Here is a 17,386-nt window from a genome sequence, read left to right as displayed (position 1 = left end):
TTACCCCTTGGCTGCGACCCGGAAGCCATTTTCCAGATCGGCAATTAAATCTTCAGAATCTTCAATACCGGTCGAGATACGCAGCAGCGTCTCGGAAATCCCGGCGGCGGCACGTGCTTCGGGTGCCATACCTGCGTGCGTCATAGTTGCGGCGTGGGAGATCAAGCTTTCTACTCCCCCTAAGGATTCCGCCAGCGTAAACAATGACAACCCGCTCAGGAAGCGACGCAGCGTTTGCTCGTCACCGTCCAGTTCAAAACTTAACATCGCGCCAAATCCTTTCTGTTGGCGCGCGGCAATCTCGTGCCCCTGGTTTTCCGGCAGCGACGGGTGATAAAGCTTTTTCACCAGCGGCTGGGTTTTCAGGAAATCCACGATCGCCTGGGCATTACGCTGCGCCACGTCCATACGCGGTGATAGCGTGCGAATACCGCGCAGCAGCAAATAGCTGTCGAACGCGCCCGCGGTGACGCCAATGTTATTGGCCCACCATGCCAGTTCGGTGACAACGTCGGGATCTTTGGCAATCACCACGCCCGCCACCACGTCAGAATGGCCGTTCAGATATTTCGTGCATGAATGCAACACCAGATCGGCACCCAGTGCCAGTGGGTTCTGAAGGGCCGGACTGAGGAACGTATTATCCACTACACTTATCGCTCCCGCATCCCTTGCGAGCTGACAAATTTTCGCAATATCGACTACGCGCAACAATGGATTGCTTGGACTTTCCACCAGAACCAGCTTCGGCTGCTCGGCAAGCGCCTGTTTCAGCGCCTGTTCGTCGTTTTGATCGACAAACAGCACACGGTAGCAGCCACGTTTCGCCAGGCTATCAAACAGACGATAGCTGCCGCCGTAACAGTCGTGTGGCGCCACCAGCAGATCGCCAGGTTTCAGGAACACTGTGGTTACCAGGTGAATGGCAGACATGCCGGTATTGGTTAATACCGCCCCTGCGCCGCCTTCCAGTTCCGCCAGCGCGCGCTGGGTGACGTCGCGCGTAGGATTGCCGCGACGCGAGTAGTCATGCGCGCGAGGTTCATTAAATCCGGTGAAATTATAGGTACTGGAGAGATGAATTGGCGGGACAACGCAGCCGTACTGCTCGTCATCATTCAATCCGCTACGCACTGCGATGGTGGCCTGTTTACGCGTCATGGTGAGGCTTCCTGGCGAATGAGGTGAAAAGTTAGGCACCAGAGTAAACATTGAAAGTATGGACGTCAATACATCTGGACATCTAAACTTCTTTGCGTATAGATTGAGCAATGCGCAAATAGCCGTTAAAATTATATGCTTTAGGACACGCTACAGCGGCAATATCCGTGCCTCGGTATCGTCTCTACGGTAAACTACGCAAGATTACGGTTCAAAACTGATGGTTACGGGTTTTGCACCTTTAGATTAATGACTGAGAGGATTAAAGGTATCTCATGGCTGAATGGAGCGGCGAATATATCAGCCCATACGCTGAGCACGGTAAGAAGAGTGAGCAAGTCAAGAAAATCACGGTGTCCATTCCTCTGAAGGTGTTGAAGATCCTCACCGATGAACGTACGCGTCGTCAGGTTAACAACCTGCGTCACGCCACCAACAGCGAACTGCTGTGCGAAGCGTTCCTGCATGCGTTTACCGGCCAACCGTTGCCGAACGATGACGATCTGCGTAAAGAACGCAGTGACGAAATCCCGGAAGAGGCGAAGGTGATCATGCGTGAACTGGGTATCGACCCGGAGACCTGGGAATACTAACAGCGATGCGGTCCCGCTGAGGGTGCTCAGCGGGATGGTTTCTCAGAAGTTGTAACCTAAGCCGACACGCAGACGCGTTTGTCGGTCGTCAGTGGTAGCAGTGTTATAGCCGGAAGAGACATTACCCACCTCCACGAATGGCACCCACGAATCGATGTTATACGCCACGCGGAAGTTATATTCGTAATCCTCTTTTTTGTTGTTATACAGATCTTCGTTGTCGGCGAATTTATAAATTCCGTTCAGCTCAAACATCCAGTTATCAATATTATATCCCAGCCACATTTCCGGGCGATATACCAGTCTGTCATCTTTACCGTCTGCATTACGGCGGGTATATTCGGTACGATAACGGAACGCCGTCCACCAGCTGTCATTAATATTATACTGTACGCGTAAATAGGGTTTATAAATAGCCATGTCGTCACCCATTTCAACCGCGACACCCGGCTGCCAGATAAATCCCTGCCAGGTAAACTGGTAGCTGGCAGTATATTCGTTGCTGTTACTCTCCATATTATTGAGCGCATCATTAGATTGCTTTTCGTCTGAGCGTGAGACGGCCTCTACGGCCACACCAAAGCCCGTCCCGAAACGGTGTGACATGTATACACGGTCATAGTTACGTCCATCGTCGTAATACTCGTGTCGGTAATCAACATATCCCGCCTGCGCCGCGCACGATAGTAATGGAAGCACGAATAAAAGTTGCTTCAGTTTCATCCTTTTCCCTCAAAGTAAATACACCCTGAAAGCCATCGCTGTTGAAATGGCAAATAAGAATTTATGTCGAGCGCAGTGTAATTTTACACCCAGAGGGAAACCTTTTATTTATTGCCATATCCGGCAATAAAATGGCAAACAGGCCAAGAATACAGAGATAAAGCTCACTATCCGTATAAATAGGAATATATTAAGACACGGTGATTATTTTTCGGAAAAATTAAAATATATATTTGAAGAGAAAATATAAATACAGAATTAATTCAGGAGAGATATTACAGGCACAAAAAAACCGCCCGGAGGCGGTTTCTTCTGGATGCTTATTTAGCGCCCGGGATGCTGAAACGCTTGTTGAAGCGGTCAACACGGCCACCGGTTGCAACATCACGCTGCTTACCAGTGTAGAACGGGTGGCATTTGCCGCACACGTCCAGGTTCAGATCGTGACCCACGGTAGAGCGGATCTGGATAGAGTTACCGCAAGAGCAGTTTGCAGTAATCATTTCGTATTTCGGGTGAATATCTTTTTTCATGGGAGAACCTCAGTTAAGGCCGCGTCGCTCTTCCAGCCCTAACGCCAGACACCACGCGATGTTGAATGTAAGTTCTTTGGCGTAAAATACACCAAAGGCGGCGAATCATACAGAATTTGACCAACGTATGCAAACTGATCCGCACGCCGCTTTCACTAATGTGTATACTAACGCGCCACTTTTCAAGTCAGGAAGATTCGATGCCCGTCGCTCACGTTGCCCTGCCCGTTCCGCTTCCCCGCACCTTTGACTACCTGCTGCCCGACAGCATGAGCGCCAAAGCGGGCTGTCGCGTGACCGTGCCGTTTGGCAAACAGCAGCGCGTGGGGATCGTGGTGTCCGTCAGCGACAAAAGCGAACTGCCGCTTAACGAGCTGAAATCGGTTGTTGAGGTGCTGGACAGCGAGCCGGTTTACTCCACCAGCACCTGGCGACTGCTGCTGTGGGCGGCAGATTATTATCATCATCCGATTGGCGACGTCCTGTTCCATGCCCTGCCCATTATGCTGCGCCAGGGTAAGAGCGCCAGCCACGCGCCAATGTGGTACTGGTTTGCCACCGAGCAGGGCCAGGCGGTGGACATTAACAGCCTGAAGCGCTCGCAAAAACAGCAGCAGGCGTTGGCCGCGCTGCGCCAGGGAAAAATCTGGCGCCATCAGGTCGACGAGCTTGAGGTAAGCGAAACCGCGTTGCAGGCATTAAGGAAGAAAGGGCTGAGCGAGCTGGCCAGTGAAGCACCTGCCCTTCACGACTGGCGCGACGGCTTTTCCGTCTCGGGCGATCGTCTGCGTCTGAATACCGAGCAGGCCACCGCCGTAGGCGCGATTCACAGCGCTGCCGATCGTTTTTCCGCCTGGCTGCTGGCGGGCGTCACCGGCTCCGGTAAAACCGAAGTGTATCTGAGCGTGCTGGAAAACGTGCTCGCGCAGGGCAAACAGGCGCTGGTGATGGTGCCGGAAATCGGCCTGACGCCGCAAACCATCGCGCGTTTCCGTGAACGTTTTAATGCGCCCGTTGAGGTTCTGCACTCCGGCCTGAACGACAGCGAGCGCCTCAGCGCCTGGCTGAAAGCGAAAAACGGCGAAGCGGCGATTGTGATCGGCACCCGTTCATCGCTGTTTACGCCGTTTAAAAATCTCGGCGTTATCGTGATCGATGAAGAGCATGACAGCTCCTATAAACAGCAGGAAGGCTGGCGCTATCACGCCCGCGACTTAGCCGTGTACCGCGCCCACAGCGAGCAAATCCCCATTATTCTCGGGTCTGCCACCCCCGCGCTTGAAACGCTGCACAACGTTCGCCAGCGTAAATACCACATGCTGCGCCTGACGCGCCGCGCGGGAAATGCCCGCCCGGCCATTCAGCATGTGCTGGATCTGAAAGGTCAGCAGGTGCAGGCCGGGTTAGCGCCTGCGCTGATTAGCCGCATGCGTCAGCATTTGCAGGCGGGCAACCAGGTGATCCTGTTCCTGAACCGCCGCGGCTTTGCGCCTGCGCTGCTGTGCCACGACTGCGGCTGGATCGCGGAGTGCCCGCGCTGCGATCACTACTACACCTTCCACCAGGCTCAGCGCCATTTGCGCTGCCACCACTGCGACAGCCAGCGTCCGGTCCCCCGTCAGTGCCCGTCCTGCGGCTCAACGCACATCGTGCCGGTCGGTCTGGGAACGGAACAGCTTGAACAGGCGCTCGCGCCCTTCTTCCCGGATGTGCCCATCTCCCGTATCGACAGGGATACCACCAGCCGTAAAGGGGCGCTGGAGCAGCAACTGGCGGAAGTACATCGTGGCGGCGCGCGTATCCTGATTGGTACTCAGATGCTGGCGAAAGGGCACCACTTCCCGGACGTGACGCTGGTCGCCCTGCTGGACGTCGACGGCGCGCTGTTCTCCGCGGATTTTCGCTCCGCCGAGCGTTTCGCCCAGCTTTATACCCAGGTTGCCGGTCGCGCTGGTCGAGCGGGTAAGCAGGGCGAGGTGGTGCTGCAAACGCACCACCCTGAACATCCGCTGCTGCAAACCCTGCTGCACAAAGGCTATGACGCCTTCGCGGACCAGGCGCTGGCCGAACGTCAGACGATGCAGCTTCCCCCGTGGACCAGCCACGTTATCATCCGTGCGGAAGACCATAATAACCAGCAGGCGCCGCTGTTCCTGCAACAGCTGAGAAACCTCCTGCAAGCCAGCCCACTGGTGGATAATCAGCTGTGGATTTTAGGCCCGGTACCCGCGCTCGCCCCGAAACGCGGCGGCCGTTTCCGCTGGCAACTCTTACTTCAGCACCCCTCGCGTATCCGTTTACAGCAGATCGTCAGCGGCACGCTGGCGCTGATCAATACCCTGCCGGAAGCGCGAAAAGTGAAGTGGGTTCTGGACGTCGATCCGATTGAAGGCTGAAGACGGATCGAAAAATTTAATGCGCCTCACACTTTTTATGAAAATTCTGTAACCGATTCCATTAACTATCTGTAAAAATGGTGCGGTCCGCAGTTCGGTGTTCAGGCGAGGAGAAGACGTTGAAGTCCAGGAAAGAGGTTGCCTCGGCGACCATGAAAGACGTTGCCGAGAAAGCACAAGTCTCAACAGCAACCGTGTCCCGCGCATTGATGAACCCTGACAAAGTCTCCCAGGCGACCCGAAACCGGGTTGAAAAGGCGGCGCTTGAGGTCGGTTATTTTCCGCAAGCCATGGGGCGTAACGTAAAACGCAACGAATCCCGCACCATCCTGGTGATCGTGCCGGACATCTGCGATCCCTTCTTCAGCGAAATCATCCGCGGCATTGAAGTCACGGCCGCCGCCCAGGGCTATCTGGTGCTGATTGGCGATTGTGCCCACCAGAACCAGCAGGAAAAAACGTTCATCGACCTGATCATCACCAAGCAGATTGATGGCATGCTGCTGCTTGGCTCACGCCTGCCGTTTGATGCCAGCATTGAAGAACAGCGCAATTTACCGCCGATGGTCATGGCGAACGAATTCGCGCCGGAGCTGGAGCTGCCAACCGTTCATATCGATAACCTCACCGCCGCGTTCAACGCCGTGAACTATCTTCAGGAACTGGGGCATAAGCGCATCGGTTGTATCGCCGGACCAGAAGAGATGCCGCTGTGTCATTACCGCTTGCAGGGCTACGTTCAGGCGCTGCGCCGTACCGGGGCTATCGTCGATCCGCACTACATTGCGCGCGGTGATTTCACCTTTGAAGCGGGCGGGCAGGCGCTGGAAAAATTGCTGGCCTTGCCAGAACCGCCTACCGCGGTCTTCTGCCACAGCGACGTGATGGCGCTAGGGGCGTTATCCTACGCCAAACGTCACGGCCTGCGTGTGCCGCAGGACCTGTCGATAATCGGTTTTGATAATATTTCGCTTTCGGAGTTTTGCGATCCGCCGCTTTCGACCGTTGCACAGCCGCGGTATGACATTGGCCGGGAAGCGATGCTGCTTTTGCTGGATCAGCTGCACGGTCAAACAGTTAGCAGTGGGTCACGGCTACTGGATTGTGAGCTAATTGTGCGCGGCTCTACCCAGGCATTAACTTAAAGTAAATACCTTTCGACACCCTTATCTGGTCAAAGCCCCGTCGCTTAAGTAACATGGCGGGCTGACGAACGAATAAATACAGCGAAACGATAGTGGCACAACGAGATTATGTACGTCGCGGCCAGCCGGCACCTTCGCGACGCAAAAAGAGTAGTTCAAAAAGCAAGCAACGTAGCCTGTCTGCTGTCTCCCCAGCCATGGTCGCCATTGCTGCGGCCGTGCTGGTGGCCTTTATTGGCGGCCTCTACTTCATTACGCATCATAAAAAAGAAGAGTCTGAAGCCCTTCAGGGTAACAAGGTCGTCGGCAACGGCCTTCCTCCTAAGCCTGAAGAGCGCTGGCGCTACATTAAAGAGCTGGAAAGCCGCCAGCCTGGCGTACGTGCGCCTACCGAGCCTTCTGCCGGGGGTGAAGTGAAGAATGCCGATCAGCTGACGGACGAACAGCGTCAATTGCTCGCTCAGATGCAGGCGGACATGCGCCAGCAGCCTACGCAGTTGAACGAAGTGCCGTGGAACGAACAAACCCCGGCGCAGCGTCAGCAAACATTGCAGCGCCAGCGTCAGGCTCAGCAGCAAACGCAACAGCAGCAGTGGACGCAGACGCAGCCGGTACAGCAGCCGCGTTCACAACCGCAGCAGCAGACGCGTACCGTACAAACTCAGCCTGTCCAGCAGCAACCGAAGGCGCAGCCGCAGAAGCAAACGGCACAGCCGTATCAGGATCTGTTGCAGACGCCTGCGCATACCACTGCGCAACAGCCAAAAACGCAGCAGGCTGCGCCGGTCACCAAAGAGACCGAGGTGCCGAAGCAGACGGCTGAGAAAAAAGATGAACGCCGCTGGATGGTTCAGTGCGGTTCGTTTAAAGGCGCCGAACAGGCAGAAACGGTGCGTGCTCAGCTGGCATTTGAAGGATTTGACTCACGCATTACCACCAATAACGGCTGGAATCGCGTAGTGATTGGACCGGTCAAAGGCAAAGAAAATGCCGATGGCACCATTTCCCGTTTGAAAGTGGCTGGCCACACAAACTGCATTCGACTCGCCTCCGGGGGTTGAAACCCCCAAAATCCCCCCCATCTATCATTTAATTCAGCCCTGAGCACAGGCTCAGGGCTTCTGTTTCCCGAATCTGTAACCAGGGGGTCTGCTCGTGACAACAATAGTAAGTGTACGCCGTAACGGCCAGGTGGTAATTGCCGGTGATGGCCAGGCCACGCTGGGTAATACCGTCATGAAAGGCAACGTGAAGAAAGTACGTCGTCTTTATAACGACAAAGTGATCGCCGGTTTCGCAGGCGGCACGGCTGATGCCTTCACGCTGTTTGAACTGTTTGAACGCAAACTGGAAATGCATCAGGGTCATCTGGTGAAAGCCGCCGTTGAGCTGGCAAAAGACTGGCGTACCGACCGCATGCTACGCAAGCTCGAAGCGCTGCTGGCCGTGGCTGACGAAAACGCCTCGCTGATCATCACCGGTAACGGCGACGTAGTTCAGCCTGAAAACGACCTGATTGCCATCGGCTCTGGCGGCCCGTACGCCCAGGCCGCAGCCCGTGCGCTGTTGGAAAATACCGACATGAACGCGCGCGATATCGCGGTGAAAGCGTTGGATATTGCAGGTGATATCTGCATCTATACCAACCACAATCACACCATCGAAGAATTACCGTCTAAAGCGTAAGGATCGCCCATGTCTGAAATGACCCCACGCGAAATTGTCAGCGAACTGAACAAACACATTATCGGCCAGGACAATGCCAAGCGCTCCGTGGCTATCGCACTGCGTAACCGCTGGCGTCGCATGCAGCTCGACGAAGAGCTTCGCCACGAAGTGACGCCAAAAAATATTCTGATGATCGGCCCGACCGGTGTGGGTAAAACCGAAATCGCCCGTCGTCTGGCCAAACTGGCTAACGCGCCGTTCATCAAAGTTGAAGCCACTAAGTTCACCGAAGTGGGCTATGTGGGCAAAGAAGTGGACTCCATCATCCGCGATCTGACCGATTCGGCGATTAAGATGGTGCGCGTCCAGGCGATTGAGAAAAACCGCTATCGCGCCGAAGAGATGGCCGAAGAGCGTATTCTCGACGTGCTGATCCCACCGGCAAAAAACAACTGGGGACAGGCTGAACAGCAGTCTGAACCTTCTGCTGCGCGTCAGGCATTCCGCAAAAAACTGCGCGAAGGCGAGCTGGACGATAAAGAGATTGAGATCGATCTCGCTGCCGCGCCAATGGGCGTGGAAATTATGGCGCCTCCGGGCATGGAAGAGATGACCAGCCAGTTGCAGTCCATGTTCCAGAACCTGGGCGGGCAGAAGCAGAAAGCGCGTAAGCTGAAAATCAAAGACGCGATGAAGCTGCTGATTGAAGAAGAAGCCGCGAAGCTGGTTAACCCGGAGGAGCTGAAACAGGACGCTATCGACGCGGTTGAGCAGCACGGTATCGTGTTTATCGACGAAATCGACAAAATCTGTAAGCGCGGCAACGCGTCCGGCCCGGATGTCTCCCGCGAAGGCGTTCAGCGCGACCTGCTGCCGCTGGTGGAAGGATGCACCGTCTCCACCAAGCACGGCATGGTTAAAACTGACCACATTCTGTTTATCGCCTCCGGTGCGTTCCAGATTGCCAGCCCGTCTGACCTGATCCCGGAACTCCAGGGTCGTCTGCCAATCCGCGTTGAGTTGCAGGCGCTGACCACCGAAGATTTCGAACGTATCCTGACTGAGCCAAACGCTTCTGTGACCGTACAGTACAAAGCGCTGATGGCGACCGAAGGCGTGAACATTGAATTTACCGATGACGGTATCAAGCGCATCGCCCAGGCCGCGTGGCAGGTCAACGAAACCACCGAGAACATCGGTGCGCGTCGTCTGCACACCGTGCTGGAACGCCTGATGGAAGACATCTCTTATGATGCGAGCGACCTTAACGGTCAAAGCATTACCATTGACGCAGACTATGTGGGCAAACACCTGGATGCGTTAGTGGCAGATGAAGATCTGAGCCGTTTTATTCTATAATCGCGTTCAATGCATTTTCATCACTGTTGATGGGGGCTATGGCCCCCATTTTTATTGGCTAAATAACTATGACTGATATCAGCCGTACACAGGCGTGGCTCGAAAGTCTGCGCCCTAAAACGCTTCCTCTGGCTTTTGCCGCCATTATTGTCGGTACCACGCTTGCCTGGTGGCAGGGTCATTTCGATCCGCTGGTAGCAGGCCTGGCGCTTGTCACCGCCGGGCTGCTGCAAATCCTCTCTAATCTCGCCAATGATTACGGCGATGCGGTAAAGGGCAGCGACAAGCCTGACCGTATCGGGCCGCTGCGCGGGATGCAAAAAGGGGTGATTACCCAGGCACAGATGAAACGGGCGCTGATTATCACCGTGGTATTGATTTGCCTGTCCGGGCTGGCGCTGGTGACGGTCGCGTCGAAAACCACCAGTGATTTCATTGGCTTCCTGGTGCTGGGCTTGCTTGCCATTATTGCAGCCATTACCTATACCGTCGGGACGCGTCCTTACGGGTATATTGGTCTGGGCGACATCTCCGTGCTGGTGTTCTTCGGCTGGCTGAGCGTGATGGGAAGCTGGTACTTGCAGGCGCATACGGTGATACCTGCCCTGTTCCTGCCGGCGACCGCCTGCGGTCTGCTGGCGACGGCGGTGCTGAATATCAATAACCTGCGCGACATCGACAGCGACCGCGAGAACGGTAAAAACACGCTGGCCGTGCGTCTGGGTCCTGTAAATGCACGCCGCTATCACGCCTTCCTGCTCATCGGCGCGCTGGTCTGCCTGGCACTGTTCAATCTGATCTCTCTGCACAGCCTGTGGGGCTGGCTGTTTGTGCTCGCCGCACCGCTGCTGATTAAGCAGGCCCGCTATGTCATGCGTGAACGCAGCCCGGCCGCCATGCCACCGATGCTGGAACGTACGGTAAAAGGCGCGTTACTGACTAACCTGCTGTTCGTCATCGGGATTGTCTTAAGCCAGACGCTGAGTTAGCTGACAAATATCAATTAACAATTGATGATTTTGCCAACAACGCATTTCGCACGATATACTGAACACATTCGCAGCAACAGAGCGTTAAACCTATGAAATACGATACCTCCGAGCTTTGTGACATCTACCAGGAAGATGTCAACGTCGTTGAACCCCTGTTCTCCAACTTTGGTGGACGGTCGTCGTTTGGCGGACAAATCATCACGGTGAAATGTTTCGAGGACAACGGGTTGCTGTACGATCTGCTCGAAGAGAACGGTCGTGGCCGCGTTCTGCTGGTGGATGGTGGCGGTTCAGTGCGCCGTGCACTGATCGATGCGGACCTCGCTCGCCTTGCGGTGCAAAACGAGTGGGAAGGGATTGTGGTCTACGGCTCCGTGCGCCAGGTGGACGATCTGGAAGATCTGGATATCGGTATTCAGGCCATTGCCGCCATTCCGGTTGGCGCAGCGGGTGAAGGCATCGGCGAAAGCGACGTGCGCGTTAACTTCGGCGGCGTGACCTTCTTCTCGGGTGACCACCTTTATGCTGACAATACCGGCATTATCCTTTCTGAGGATGCGCTGGATATTGAGTAGTTAATCGGTAAGCGAGATGCATAAAAAAGCCGGGTGGCGGCTACGCCTTACCCGGCCTGTTCAATTCATTCCCAAGGAAATCAGACTTCTTCCATACGTCCCAGCAGCGCCTGCAAGCGTTCCTGCCAGCCGTTCTGCTGTTCGCGCAGCTGGTTGTTTTCGCGCTCCAGTTCTTCGCGGCTGTGCTGAGCGTTCTGAACTTCCTGAGACAGGGAGTTGTTCTTCTCTTTCAGCTCTTCAATTTCCATTTGCAGCAGCGTGATGGTGTCAATCGCCTGCTGTACTTTCGATTCCAGTTTCTCAAACACTTCTAAAGACATGATCCTACCTCTCCTGAATTGCAAGGCGACGCTTTAACGTAAACGCGCACAACATATGTTCCGATTGTATGGAGCGCCGTCGCCCCTGTCCAGCGGCATGCCACGCAGATCGCGGTTTGCAACACTTTTCGGCCTCGTCCTGGTGCGTTCGCCGCATATACCCCTAAGTTGTTAACCCATAAGTTAAAGAAATGATTCAACCCACAATCATTACCTGATGCAAAAACGCGCCTTATGGCGCGAAAACGCTCATTTTATTGACACAGACCACACATTTCGATTTCGATATTTCTCGTTTGTGCTCGTTAACGATAAATTAACACTATGTCTACAGGGCATCGTGACTGTCACGGGCGGTCACGCAAACAATAAACATTACTCTTTTGCAGGATTCCGATTATGAGTCAGACATCAACCTTAAAAGGCCAGTGCATTGCCGAGTTCCTGGGTACCGGGTTGTTGATATTCTTCGGAGTAGGCTGTGTCGCTGCACTGAAAGTGGCGGGTGCCAGTTTTGGTCAGTGGGAAATCAGTATTATCTGGGGTCTGGGCGTGGCGATGGCCATCTACCTGACCGCAGGGGTTTCCGGCGCACATCTTAACCCGGCGGTGACCATCGCGTTGTGGCTATTCGCGTGCTTTGACGGACGCAAAGTTGTTCCTTTCATCATTTCGCAATTTGCCGGCGCCTTTTGCGCAGCGGCGTTAGTTTACGGGCTTTATTACAATCTTTTCATCGACTTCGAACAGACGCATCATATGGTGCGTGGCAGTGTCGAAAGTCTGGATCTGGCAGGCATTTTCTCAACGTATCCGAATCCGCATATCAATTTTGTGCAGGCGTTCGCAGTTGAAATGGTGATTACCGCTATTCTGATGGGCGTCATTATGGCGCTGGGCGACGACGGAAACGGCATTCCGCGCGGCCCGCTGGCACCACTTCTGATTGGCCTTCTGATTGCGGTGATTGGCGCATCCATGGGTCCGCTGACCGGTTTTGCGATGAATCCGGCGCGTGACCTGGGTCCAAAAACCTTCGCCTTCTTTGCGGGATGGGGCGATGTCGCCTTCACGGGCGGCAAAGACATTCCTTACTTCCTGGTTCCGCTGTTCGGGCCAATTGTAGGGGCGGCACTGGGCGCATTCGGCTATCGCAAATTAATTGGTCGCCACTTACCGTGCGACACCTGTGTGGAAGAGGAAAAAGAGACAACTTCCACCACACAACAAAAAGCTTCGCTGTAATCTGACTACGGGACACATACCATGACCGAAAAAAAATATATCGTTGCGCTCGACCAGGGCACTACCAGCTCCCGCGCTGTCGTAATGGATCATGACGCGAACATTGTCAGCGTGTCTCAACGCGAATTTGAGCAAATTTATCCGCGTCCAGGCTGGGTTGAACACGACCCGATGGAGATCTGGGCGTCACAAAGCTCCACGCTGGTGGAAGTGCTGGCGAAAGCCGACATCAGTTCTGACCAGATTGCCGCTATCGGTATCACCAACCAGCGTGAAACGACTGTGGTCTGGGAGCGCGAAACCGGTAAGCCCATCTACAACGCCATCGTCTGGCAGTGCCGCCGTACGTCAGAGATCTGCGAACAGCTGAAGCGCGACGGGATGGAAGAGTACGTGCGCAGCGCCACCGGCCTGGTGGTTGACCCCTATTTCTCCGGCACCAAAGTGAAGTGGATCCTCGACCACGTGGAAGGTTCACGCGAGCGCGCACGTCGTGGCGAGCTGCTCTTCGGTACCGTCGATACCTGGCTTATCTGGAAGATGACTCAGGGACGCGTTCACGTCACCGACTACACCAACGCCTCGCGCACCATGCTGTTCAACATCAACACTCTGGAGTGGGATGACAAGATGCTGGACGCGCTGGACATTCCGCGAGCGATGCTTCCAGACGTGCGTAAATCTTCAGAAGTGTACGGCCAGACCAACATTGGCGGTAAAGGCGGCACGCGTATTCCTATCGCCGGTATCGCCGGTGACCAGCAGGCAGCCCTGTTCGGCCAGCTGTGCGTAAAAGAAGGGATGGCGAAGAACACCTACGGCACCGGCTGCTTTATGCTGATGAACACGGGCGAGAAAGCGGTGAAATCAGAAAACGGTCTGCTGACCACCATCGCCTGCGGCCCGCGCGGCGAAGTGAACTATGCTCTGGAAGGCGCGGTATTCATGGCGGGTGCCTCCATTCAGTGGCTGCGCGACGAGATGAAGCTGATTAGCGACGCGTTTGACTCCGAATACTTCGCGACCAAAGTGAAAGACACCAACGGCGTGTACGTGGTGCCAGCGTTCACCGGTCTGGGCGCACCGTACTGGGATCCGTACGCCCGCGGCGCGATTTTCGGCCTGACGCGCGGCGTGAACTCAAACCACATCATTCGCGCGACGCTGGAATCCATCGCCTACCAGACGCGCGACGTGCTGGAAGCGATGCAGGCTGACTCTGGCATTCGTCTGCACGCCCTGCGCGTGGACGGCGGTGCAGTAGCCAACAACTTTCTGATGCAGTTCCAGTCCGACATTCTGGGCACTCGCGTTGAACGTCCTGAGGTGCGAGAAGTGACGGCGCTGGGCGCGGCGTATCTGGCAGGTCTGGCGGTTGGCTTCTGGCAAAACCTCGACGAGCTTCAGGAAAAAGCGGTTATCGAACGCGAATTCCGTCCTGGCATCGAAACCACCGAGCGCAACTACCGCTACAGCGGCTGGAAGAAAGCGGTGAAACGTGCCCTGGCGTGGGAAGAGCACGACGAGTAAGCCTATATTCCCTCTCCCCTGGGGAGAGGGTTAGGGTGAGGGGCTCCAACCGCACCGGTCCCCTCGCCCCTCCCCACTCTGTGATAAACTTCGTGCAATTCCTTTTGATTGTACGAGTACCTCATGAAACGTGAACTTGCTATCGAGTTTTCCCGCGTCACCGAAGCTGCCGCCCTCGCAGGCTACAAGTGGCTGGGCCGTGGCGACAAAAATACCGCAGACGGCGCAGCCGTCCACGCCATGCGCATTGTGCTTAACCAGGTCAACATCGACGGCACTATCGTCATCGGTGAAGGCGAGATCGACGAAGCGCCGATGCTCTACATCGGTGAAAAGGTCGGGACCGGCAAAGGCGATGCGGTGGATATCGCGGTCGACCCGATCGAAGGCACGCGCATGACGGCGATGGGCCAGGCCAACGCGCTGGCGGTACTGGCGGTGGGCGATAAGGGCTGCTTCCTCAACGCGCCCGATATGTACATGGAAAAGCTGATCGTCGGTCCTGGCGCTAAAGGCGCTATCGACCTTAGTCTGCCGCTGGACGCCAACCTGCGCAATATCGCTGCGGCGCTGGGTAAAGCGCTCAGCGAACTCACCGTGACCATTCTGGCGAAACCGCGCCACGACGCCACCATCGCGTACCTGCAAACGCTTGGCGTGCGCGTATTTGCTATTCCGGATGGCGACGTTGCCGCCTCTATTCTTACCTGCATGCCTGACAGCGAAGTCGACGTGCTTTACGGCATCGGCGGCGCGCCGGAGGGTGTGGTCTCTGCGGCAGTGATCCGCGCGCTGGACGGCGATATGCAGGCGCGTCTGCTGCCACGCCATGAGGTCAAAGGCGACAGCGACGAGAACCTTCGCATTGGTGCAGACGAACTGGCGCGCTGCGCGGCGATGGGCATCGAGGCCAATAAAGTGCTCGCGCTAAACGAGATGGCCCGCAGCGATAACGTGGTCTTCTCCGCAACCGGCATCACCAAAGGCGATCTGCTGGACGGCATCACCCGCAAGGGCAACATGGCCACCACTGAAACCCTGCTGATCCGCGGTAAATCCCGCACTATTCGCCGCATTAAGTCCATTCATTATCTCGATCGTAAAGATCCGGACGTACAGACGCACATTCTGTAAAACCGTTTGATCGATAGAGCTTTCCGGCCCGAATGGGCTGGAAATGTTTCCCACAAGTACGGAAGATAGAAGAGAGAAACAGCACAGGAGAAGATCATGGCGGACTGGGTAACAGGTAAAGTCACAAAGGTACAGTTCTGGACCGATGCGCTATTTAGCCTCACTCTGCACGCTCCCGTTCATCCGTTTACTGCCGGGCAGTTTGCCAAACTCGGGCTGGATATCGACGGTGAACGCGTACAGCGCGCCTACTCTTACGTTAATGCGCCTGATAACCCGGACCTTGAGTTCTATCTGGTCACCGTCCCGGACGGTAAGCTCAGCCCGCGCCTCGCCGCGCTGAAGCCAGGCGATGAAGTGCAGATTGTCTCCGACGCGGCGGGGTTCTTCGTGCTGGATGAAATCCCCGACTGTGACACGCTCTGGATGCTGGCGACCGGCACGGCCATCGGCCCGTATCTTTCCATTCTGCAATACGGCAAAGATCTGGAGCGCTTTAAAAATATCGTGCTGGTTCACGCCGCGCGCTACGCCGCAGACCTGAGCTATTTGCCGCAGATGCAGGCGCTGGAACAGCGATATGGCGGAAAGTTAAAAATTCAGACGGTGGTCAGCCGCGAAACCGCAGCTGGCTCGTTAACCGGTCGCGTTCCGGCGTTGATTGAAAGCGGCGCGCTGGAAGAGGCGGTGGGTTTACCGATGAATACCGAAACCAGCCACGTGATGCTGTGCGGCAACCCGCAGATGGTGCGCGATACGCAGCAGTTGCTGAAGGATACCCGGCAGATGACGAAGCACCTTCGCCGTCGGCCGGGCCACATGACCGCCGAACACTACTGGTGATCAGCGGTACTTCACCTCAAGGGTATCTTTTCCATATTTGTTCTCGCTCTGGGTGCCGATAAACGCGCCCAGTTCGACAACCATCATTACAAAGATAACCGTCGGCAGCAGTCTGCCCACCACCCATGGGAGGATTGAGGGCAGCAATGACCAGTTCCCCGCCACCAGCATCCACGCCAGAATAATCAGGAAAGCCCATGCGCCGGAGCGGCCACGATCGTGCAGACGTTTCACCACCACGGCGGCGGTTGGCCACAGTAAACAGACCAGCGCAAATGCCGCGGTTTGCGTGCTCAGCCATGCGTTGTAGGCAACAAAAAACAGAAGCAGCATGGCGACAACCCACGTTGCAATCCAGATCCAGAAGTCACGGCGCCCAATACGCCCTTTGAATGAAAACAGCCACTGCTGTATGGTCATGTAAGGTTCCTTATTATTGTTTAGCCCGCATTTTACCCTGGAGTTGTGACCTTTTGACAAGCCGACCAGATATCGTTTTAATCATGGGCAATGACGGCCAGGGGCAATGTTGATGAAAAGTTCGGCACACTCTCTTTATTTGTGTTTAGCGATGCTGAGCGCCAGTTTTTCCCTGTACGCCACGGAAACGGCTTCCCCGGTCACCGCCCCCTATCTTCTGGCGGGCGCTCCCTCTTTCGATCAATCTATCAGCCAGTTCCGCGAAGCCTTCAACAAAGAAAACCCCTCACTTCCGTTGGGAGAGTTCCGAGCGATTGACAGCGCCCGCGATACGCCGACCCTGACCCGCGCGGCCAGCAAAATTAACGAGAATCTGTATGCCTCTACCGCCCTTGAGCGCGGAACGTTAAAAATCAAAAGCATGCAGATCACCTGGCTGCCGATTCAGGGCCCAGAGCAGAAAGCGGCGAAAGCGAAAGCGCTGGAGTACATGAGCGCTATTCTGCGCGCCTTTACCCCCACCTTCACGAAAGCACAAAGCCAGCAAAAGCTGCAAAAACTACTTACCGCGGGGAAAAACAAACGCTATTACGCCGATACGGAAGGTGCCGTTCGCTATGTCGTCGCAGATAACGGCGAAAAGGGGCTGACCTTCGCGGTTGAACCGATTAAGCTGGCCCTATCAGACGCACTCGAGGGGGCGAATTAATGACAAAAAGCAAAGCCTTTCGAGGGAAAATCTCTATACT

At 55.5% G+C, this 17,386-nt stretch carries 18 protein-coding genes; 13 read left to right on the top strand and 5 right to left on the bottom strand.

Annotated features, from left to right (window positions below):
- Complete coding sequence (gene metB / locus ACOTX4_RS21870) at window positions 1-1,161, bottom strand: cystathionine gamma-synthase (RefSeq protein ID WP_017383102.1); 1,161 nt, start codon at window positions 1,159-1,161, stop codon at window positions 1-3.
- A gap of 275 nt (window positions 1,162-1,436) precedes the next feature.
- Between metB and metJ the strand changes: the two genes are divergently transcribed.
- Complete coding sequence (metJ, locus tag ACOTX4_RS21865) at window positions 1,437-1,754, top strand: met regulon transcriptional regulator MetJ (RefSeq protein WP_003862042.1); 318 nt, start codon at window positions 1,437-1,439, stop codon at window positions 1,752-1,754.
- Window positions 1,755-1,796: 42 nt separating this feature from the next.
- On the opposite strand, the gene ACOTX4_RS21860 is transcribed toward metJ, so the two are convergent.
- Together ACOTX4_RS21860 and rpmE are read right to left on the bottom strand one after the other, a co-directional pair.
- Window positions 1,797-2,477: an oligogalacturonate-specific porin KdgM family protein gene (locus tag ACOTX4_RS21860; protein WP_032608106.1), complete on the bottom strand. Its 681-nt coding sequence runs from the start codon at window positions 2,475-2,477 to the stop codon at window positions 1,797-1,799.
- A 320-nt stretch (window positions 2,478-2,797) separates the two neighbouring features.
- Complete coding sequence (gene rpmE, locus ACOTX4_RS21855) at window positions 2,798-3,010, bottom strand: 50S ribosomal protein L31 (RefSeq protein ID WP_003862040.1); 213 nt, start codon at window positions 3,008-3,010, stop codon at window positions 2,798-2,800.
- 200 nt (window positions 3,011-3,210) lie between these two features.
- On the opposite strand from rpmE, the gene priA reads away from it, so the two are divergent.
- The 7 genes from priA to rraA all read left to right on the top strand — a co-directional run bounded on the left by priA (window position 3,211) and on the right by rraA (window position 11,145).
- Entirely contained in the window at window positions 3,211-5,406 is a 2,196-nt protein-coding gene (priA, locus tag ACOTX4_RS21850; RefSeq protein WP_023323887.1) for a primosomal protein N', read from the top strand.
- A 119-nt stretch (window positions 5,407-5,525) separates the two neighbouring features.
- Window positions 5,526-6,551 carry a DNA-binding transcriptional regulator CytR gene (cytR, locus tag ACOTX4_RS21845; protein WP_003862038.1) on the top strand — a complete coding sequence of 342 codons (1,026 nt, stop codon included), beginning with the start codon at window positions 5,526-5,528 and terminating at the stop codon, window positions 6,549-6,551.
- Between the two features lie 92 nt (window positions 6,552-6,643).
- A complete protein-coding gene (gene ftsN / locus ACOTX4_RS21840) occupies window positions 6,644-7,612 on the top strand; it encodes a cell division protein FtsN (protein ID WP_003862037.1) in 969 nt (322 codons plus the stop codon).
- Between the two features lie 94 nt (window positions 7,613-7,706).
- A complete protein-coding gene (hslV, locus tag ACOTX4_RS21835) occupies window positions 7,707-8,237 on the top strand; it encodes an ATP-dependent protease subunit HslV (protein ID WP_003862036.1) in 531 nt (176 codons plus the stop codon).
- 9 nt (window positions 8,238-8,246) lie between these two features.
- Window positions 8,247-9,578 carry an HslU--HslV peptidase ATPase subunit gene (gene hslU, locus ACOTX4_RS21830; RefSeq protein WP_003862035.1) on the top strand — a complete coding sequence of 444 codons (1,332 nt, stop codon included), beginning with the start codon at window positions 8,247-8,249 and terminating at the stop codon, window positions 9,576-9,578.
- A 68-nt stretch (window positions 9,579-9,646) separates the two neighbouring features.
- On the top strand, window positions 9,647-10,567 hold the full coding sequence (gene menA, locus ACOTX4_RS21825) for a 1,4-dihydroxy-2-naphthoate polyprenyltransferase (protein WP_022652060.1): 921 nt from the start codon (window positions 9,647-9,649) through the stop codon (window positions 10,565-10,567).
- 92 nt (window positions 10,568-10,659) lie between these two features.
- Entirely contained in the window at window positions 10,660-11,145 is a 486-nt protein-coding gene (rraA, locus tag ACOTX4_RS21820) for a ribonuclease E activity regulator RraA (protein ID WP_003862032.1), read from the top strand.
- Window positions 11,146-11,225: 80 nt separating this feature from the next.
- On the opposite strand, the gene zapB is transcribed toward rraA, so the two are convergent.
- On the bottom strand, window positions 11,226-11,465 hold the full coding sequence (zapB, locus tag ACOTX4_RS21815; RefSeq protein ID WP_003862031.1) for a septal ring assembly protein ZapB: 240 nt from the start codon (window positions 11,463-11,465) through the stop codon (window positions 11,226-11,228).
- A 399-nt stretch (window positions 11,466-11,864) separates the two neighbouring features.
- On the opposite strand from zapB, the gene ACOTX4_RS21810 reads away from it, so the two are divergent.
- The 4 genes from ACOTX4_RS21810 to fpr all read left to right on the top strand — a co-directional run bounded on the left by ACOTX4_RS21810 (window position 11,865) and on the right by fpr (window position 16,217).
- Window positions 11,865-12,710, top strand: a complete 846-nt coding sequence (locus tag ACOTX4_RS21810) for an MIP/aquaporin family protein (RefSeq protein WP_003862030.1) — start codon at window positions 11,865-11,867, stop codon at window positions 12,708-12,710.
- A gap of 21 nt (window positions 12,711-12,731) precedes the next feature.
- A complete protein-coding gene (glpK, locus tag ACOTX4_RS21805) occupies window positions 12,732-14,240 on the top strand; it encodes a glycerol kinase GlpK (protein ID WP_003862028.1) in 1,509 nt (502 codons plus the stop codon).
- A 123-nt stretch (window positions 14,241-14,363) separates the two neighbouring features.
- Entirely contained in the window at window positions 14,364-15,374 is a 1,011-nt protein-coding gene (gene glpX, locus ACOTX4_RS21800) for a class II fructose-bisphosphatase (protein WP_023315041.1), read from the top strand.
- Between the two features lie 96 nt (window positions 15,375-15,470).
- Window positions 15,471-16,217 (top strand): ferredoxin--NADP(+) reductase, encoded by a 747-nt coding sequence (fpr, locus tag ACOTX4_RS21795; protein WP_003862024.1) that lies wholly within the window; start codon window positions 15,471-15,473, stop codon window positions 16,215-16,217.
- Here fpr and ACOTX4_RS21790 read toward each other — a convergent pair whose 3' ends face one another.
- Window positions 16,218-16,637 (bottom strand): DUF805 domain-containing protein, encoded by a 420-nt coding sequence (locus ACOTX4_RS21790; protein ID WP_003862022.1) that lies wholly within the window; start codon window positions 16,635-16,637, stop codon window positions 16,218-16,220.
- Between the two features lie 112 nt (window positions 16,638-16,749).
- Between ACOTX4_RS21790 and ACOTX4_RS21785 the strand changes: the two genes are divergently transcribed.
- Window positions 16,750-17,346 carry a DUF1454 family protein gene (locus ACOTX4_RS21785; RefSeq protein ID WP_003862020.1) on the top strand — a complete coding sequence of 199 codons (597 nt, stop codon included), beginning with the start codon at window positions 16,750-16,752 and terminating at the stop codon, window positions 17,344-17,346.
- Window positions 17,347-17,386: the final 40 nt, after the last annotated feature.

The organism is Enterobacter cloacae complex sp. IR5459, from assembly GCF_049238005.1.
GTDB lineage: Bacteria > Pseudomonadota > Gammaproteobacteria > Enterobacterales > Enterobacteriaceae > Enterobacter > Enterobacter hormaechei_C.
The sequence above is the reverse complement of the archived record's forward strand: the minus strand, read 5'-3'. Positions and strand labels throughout refer to the sequence as shown.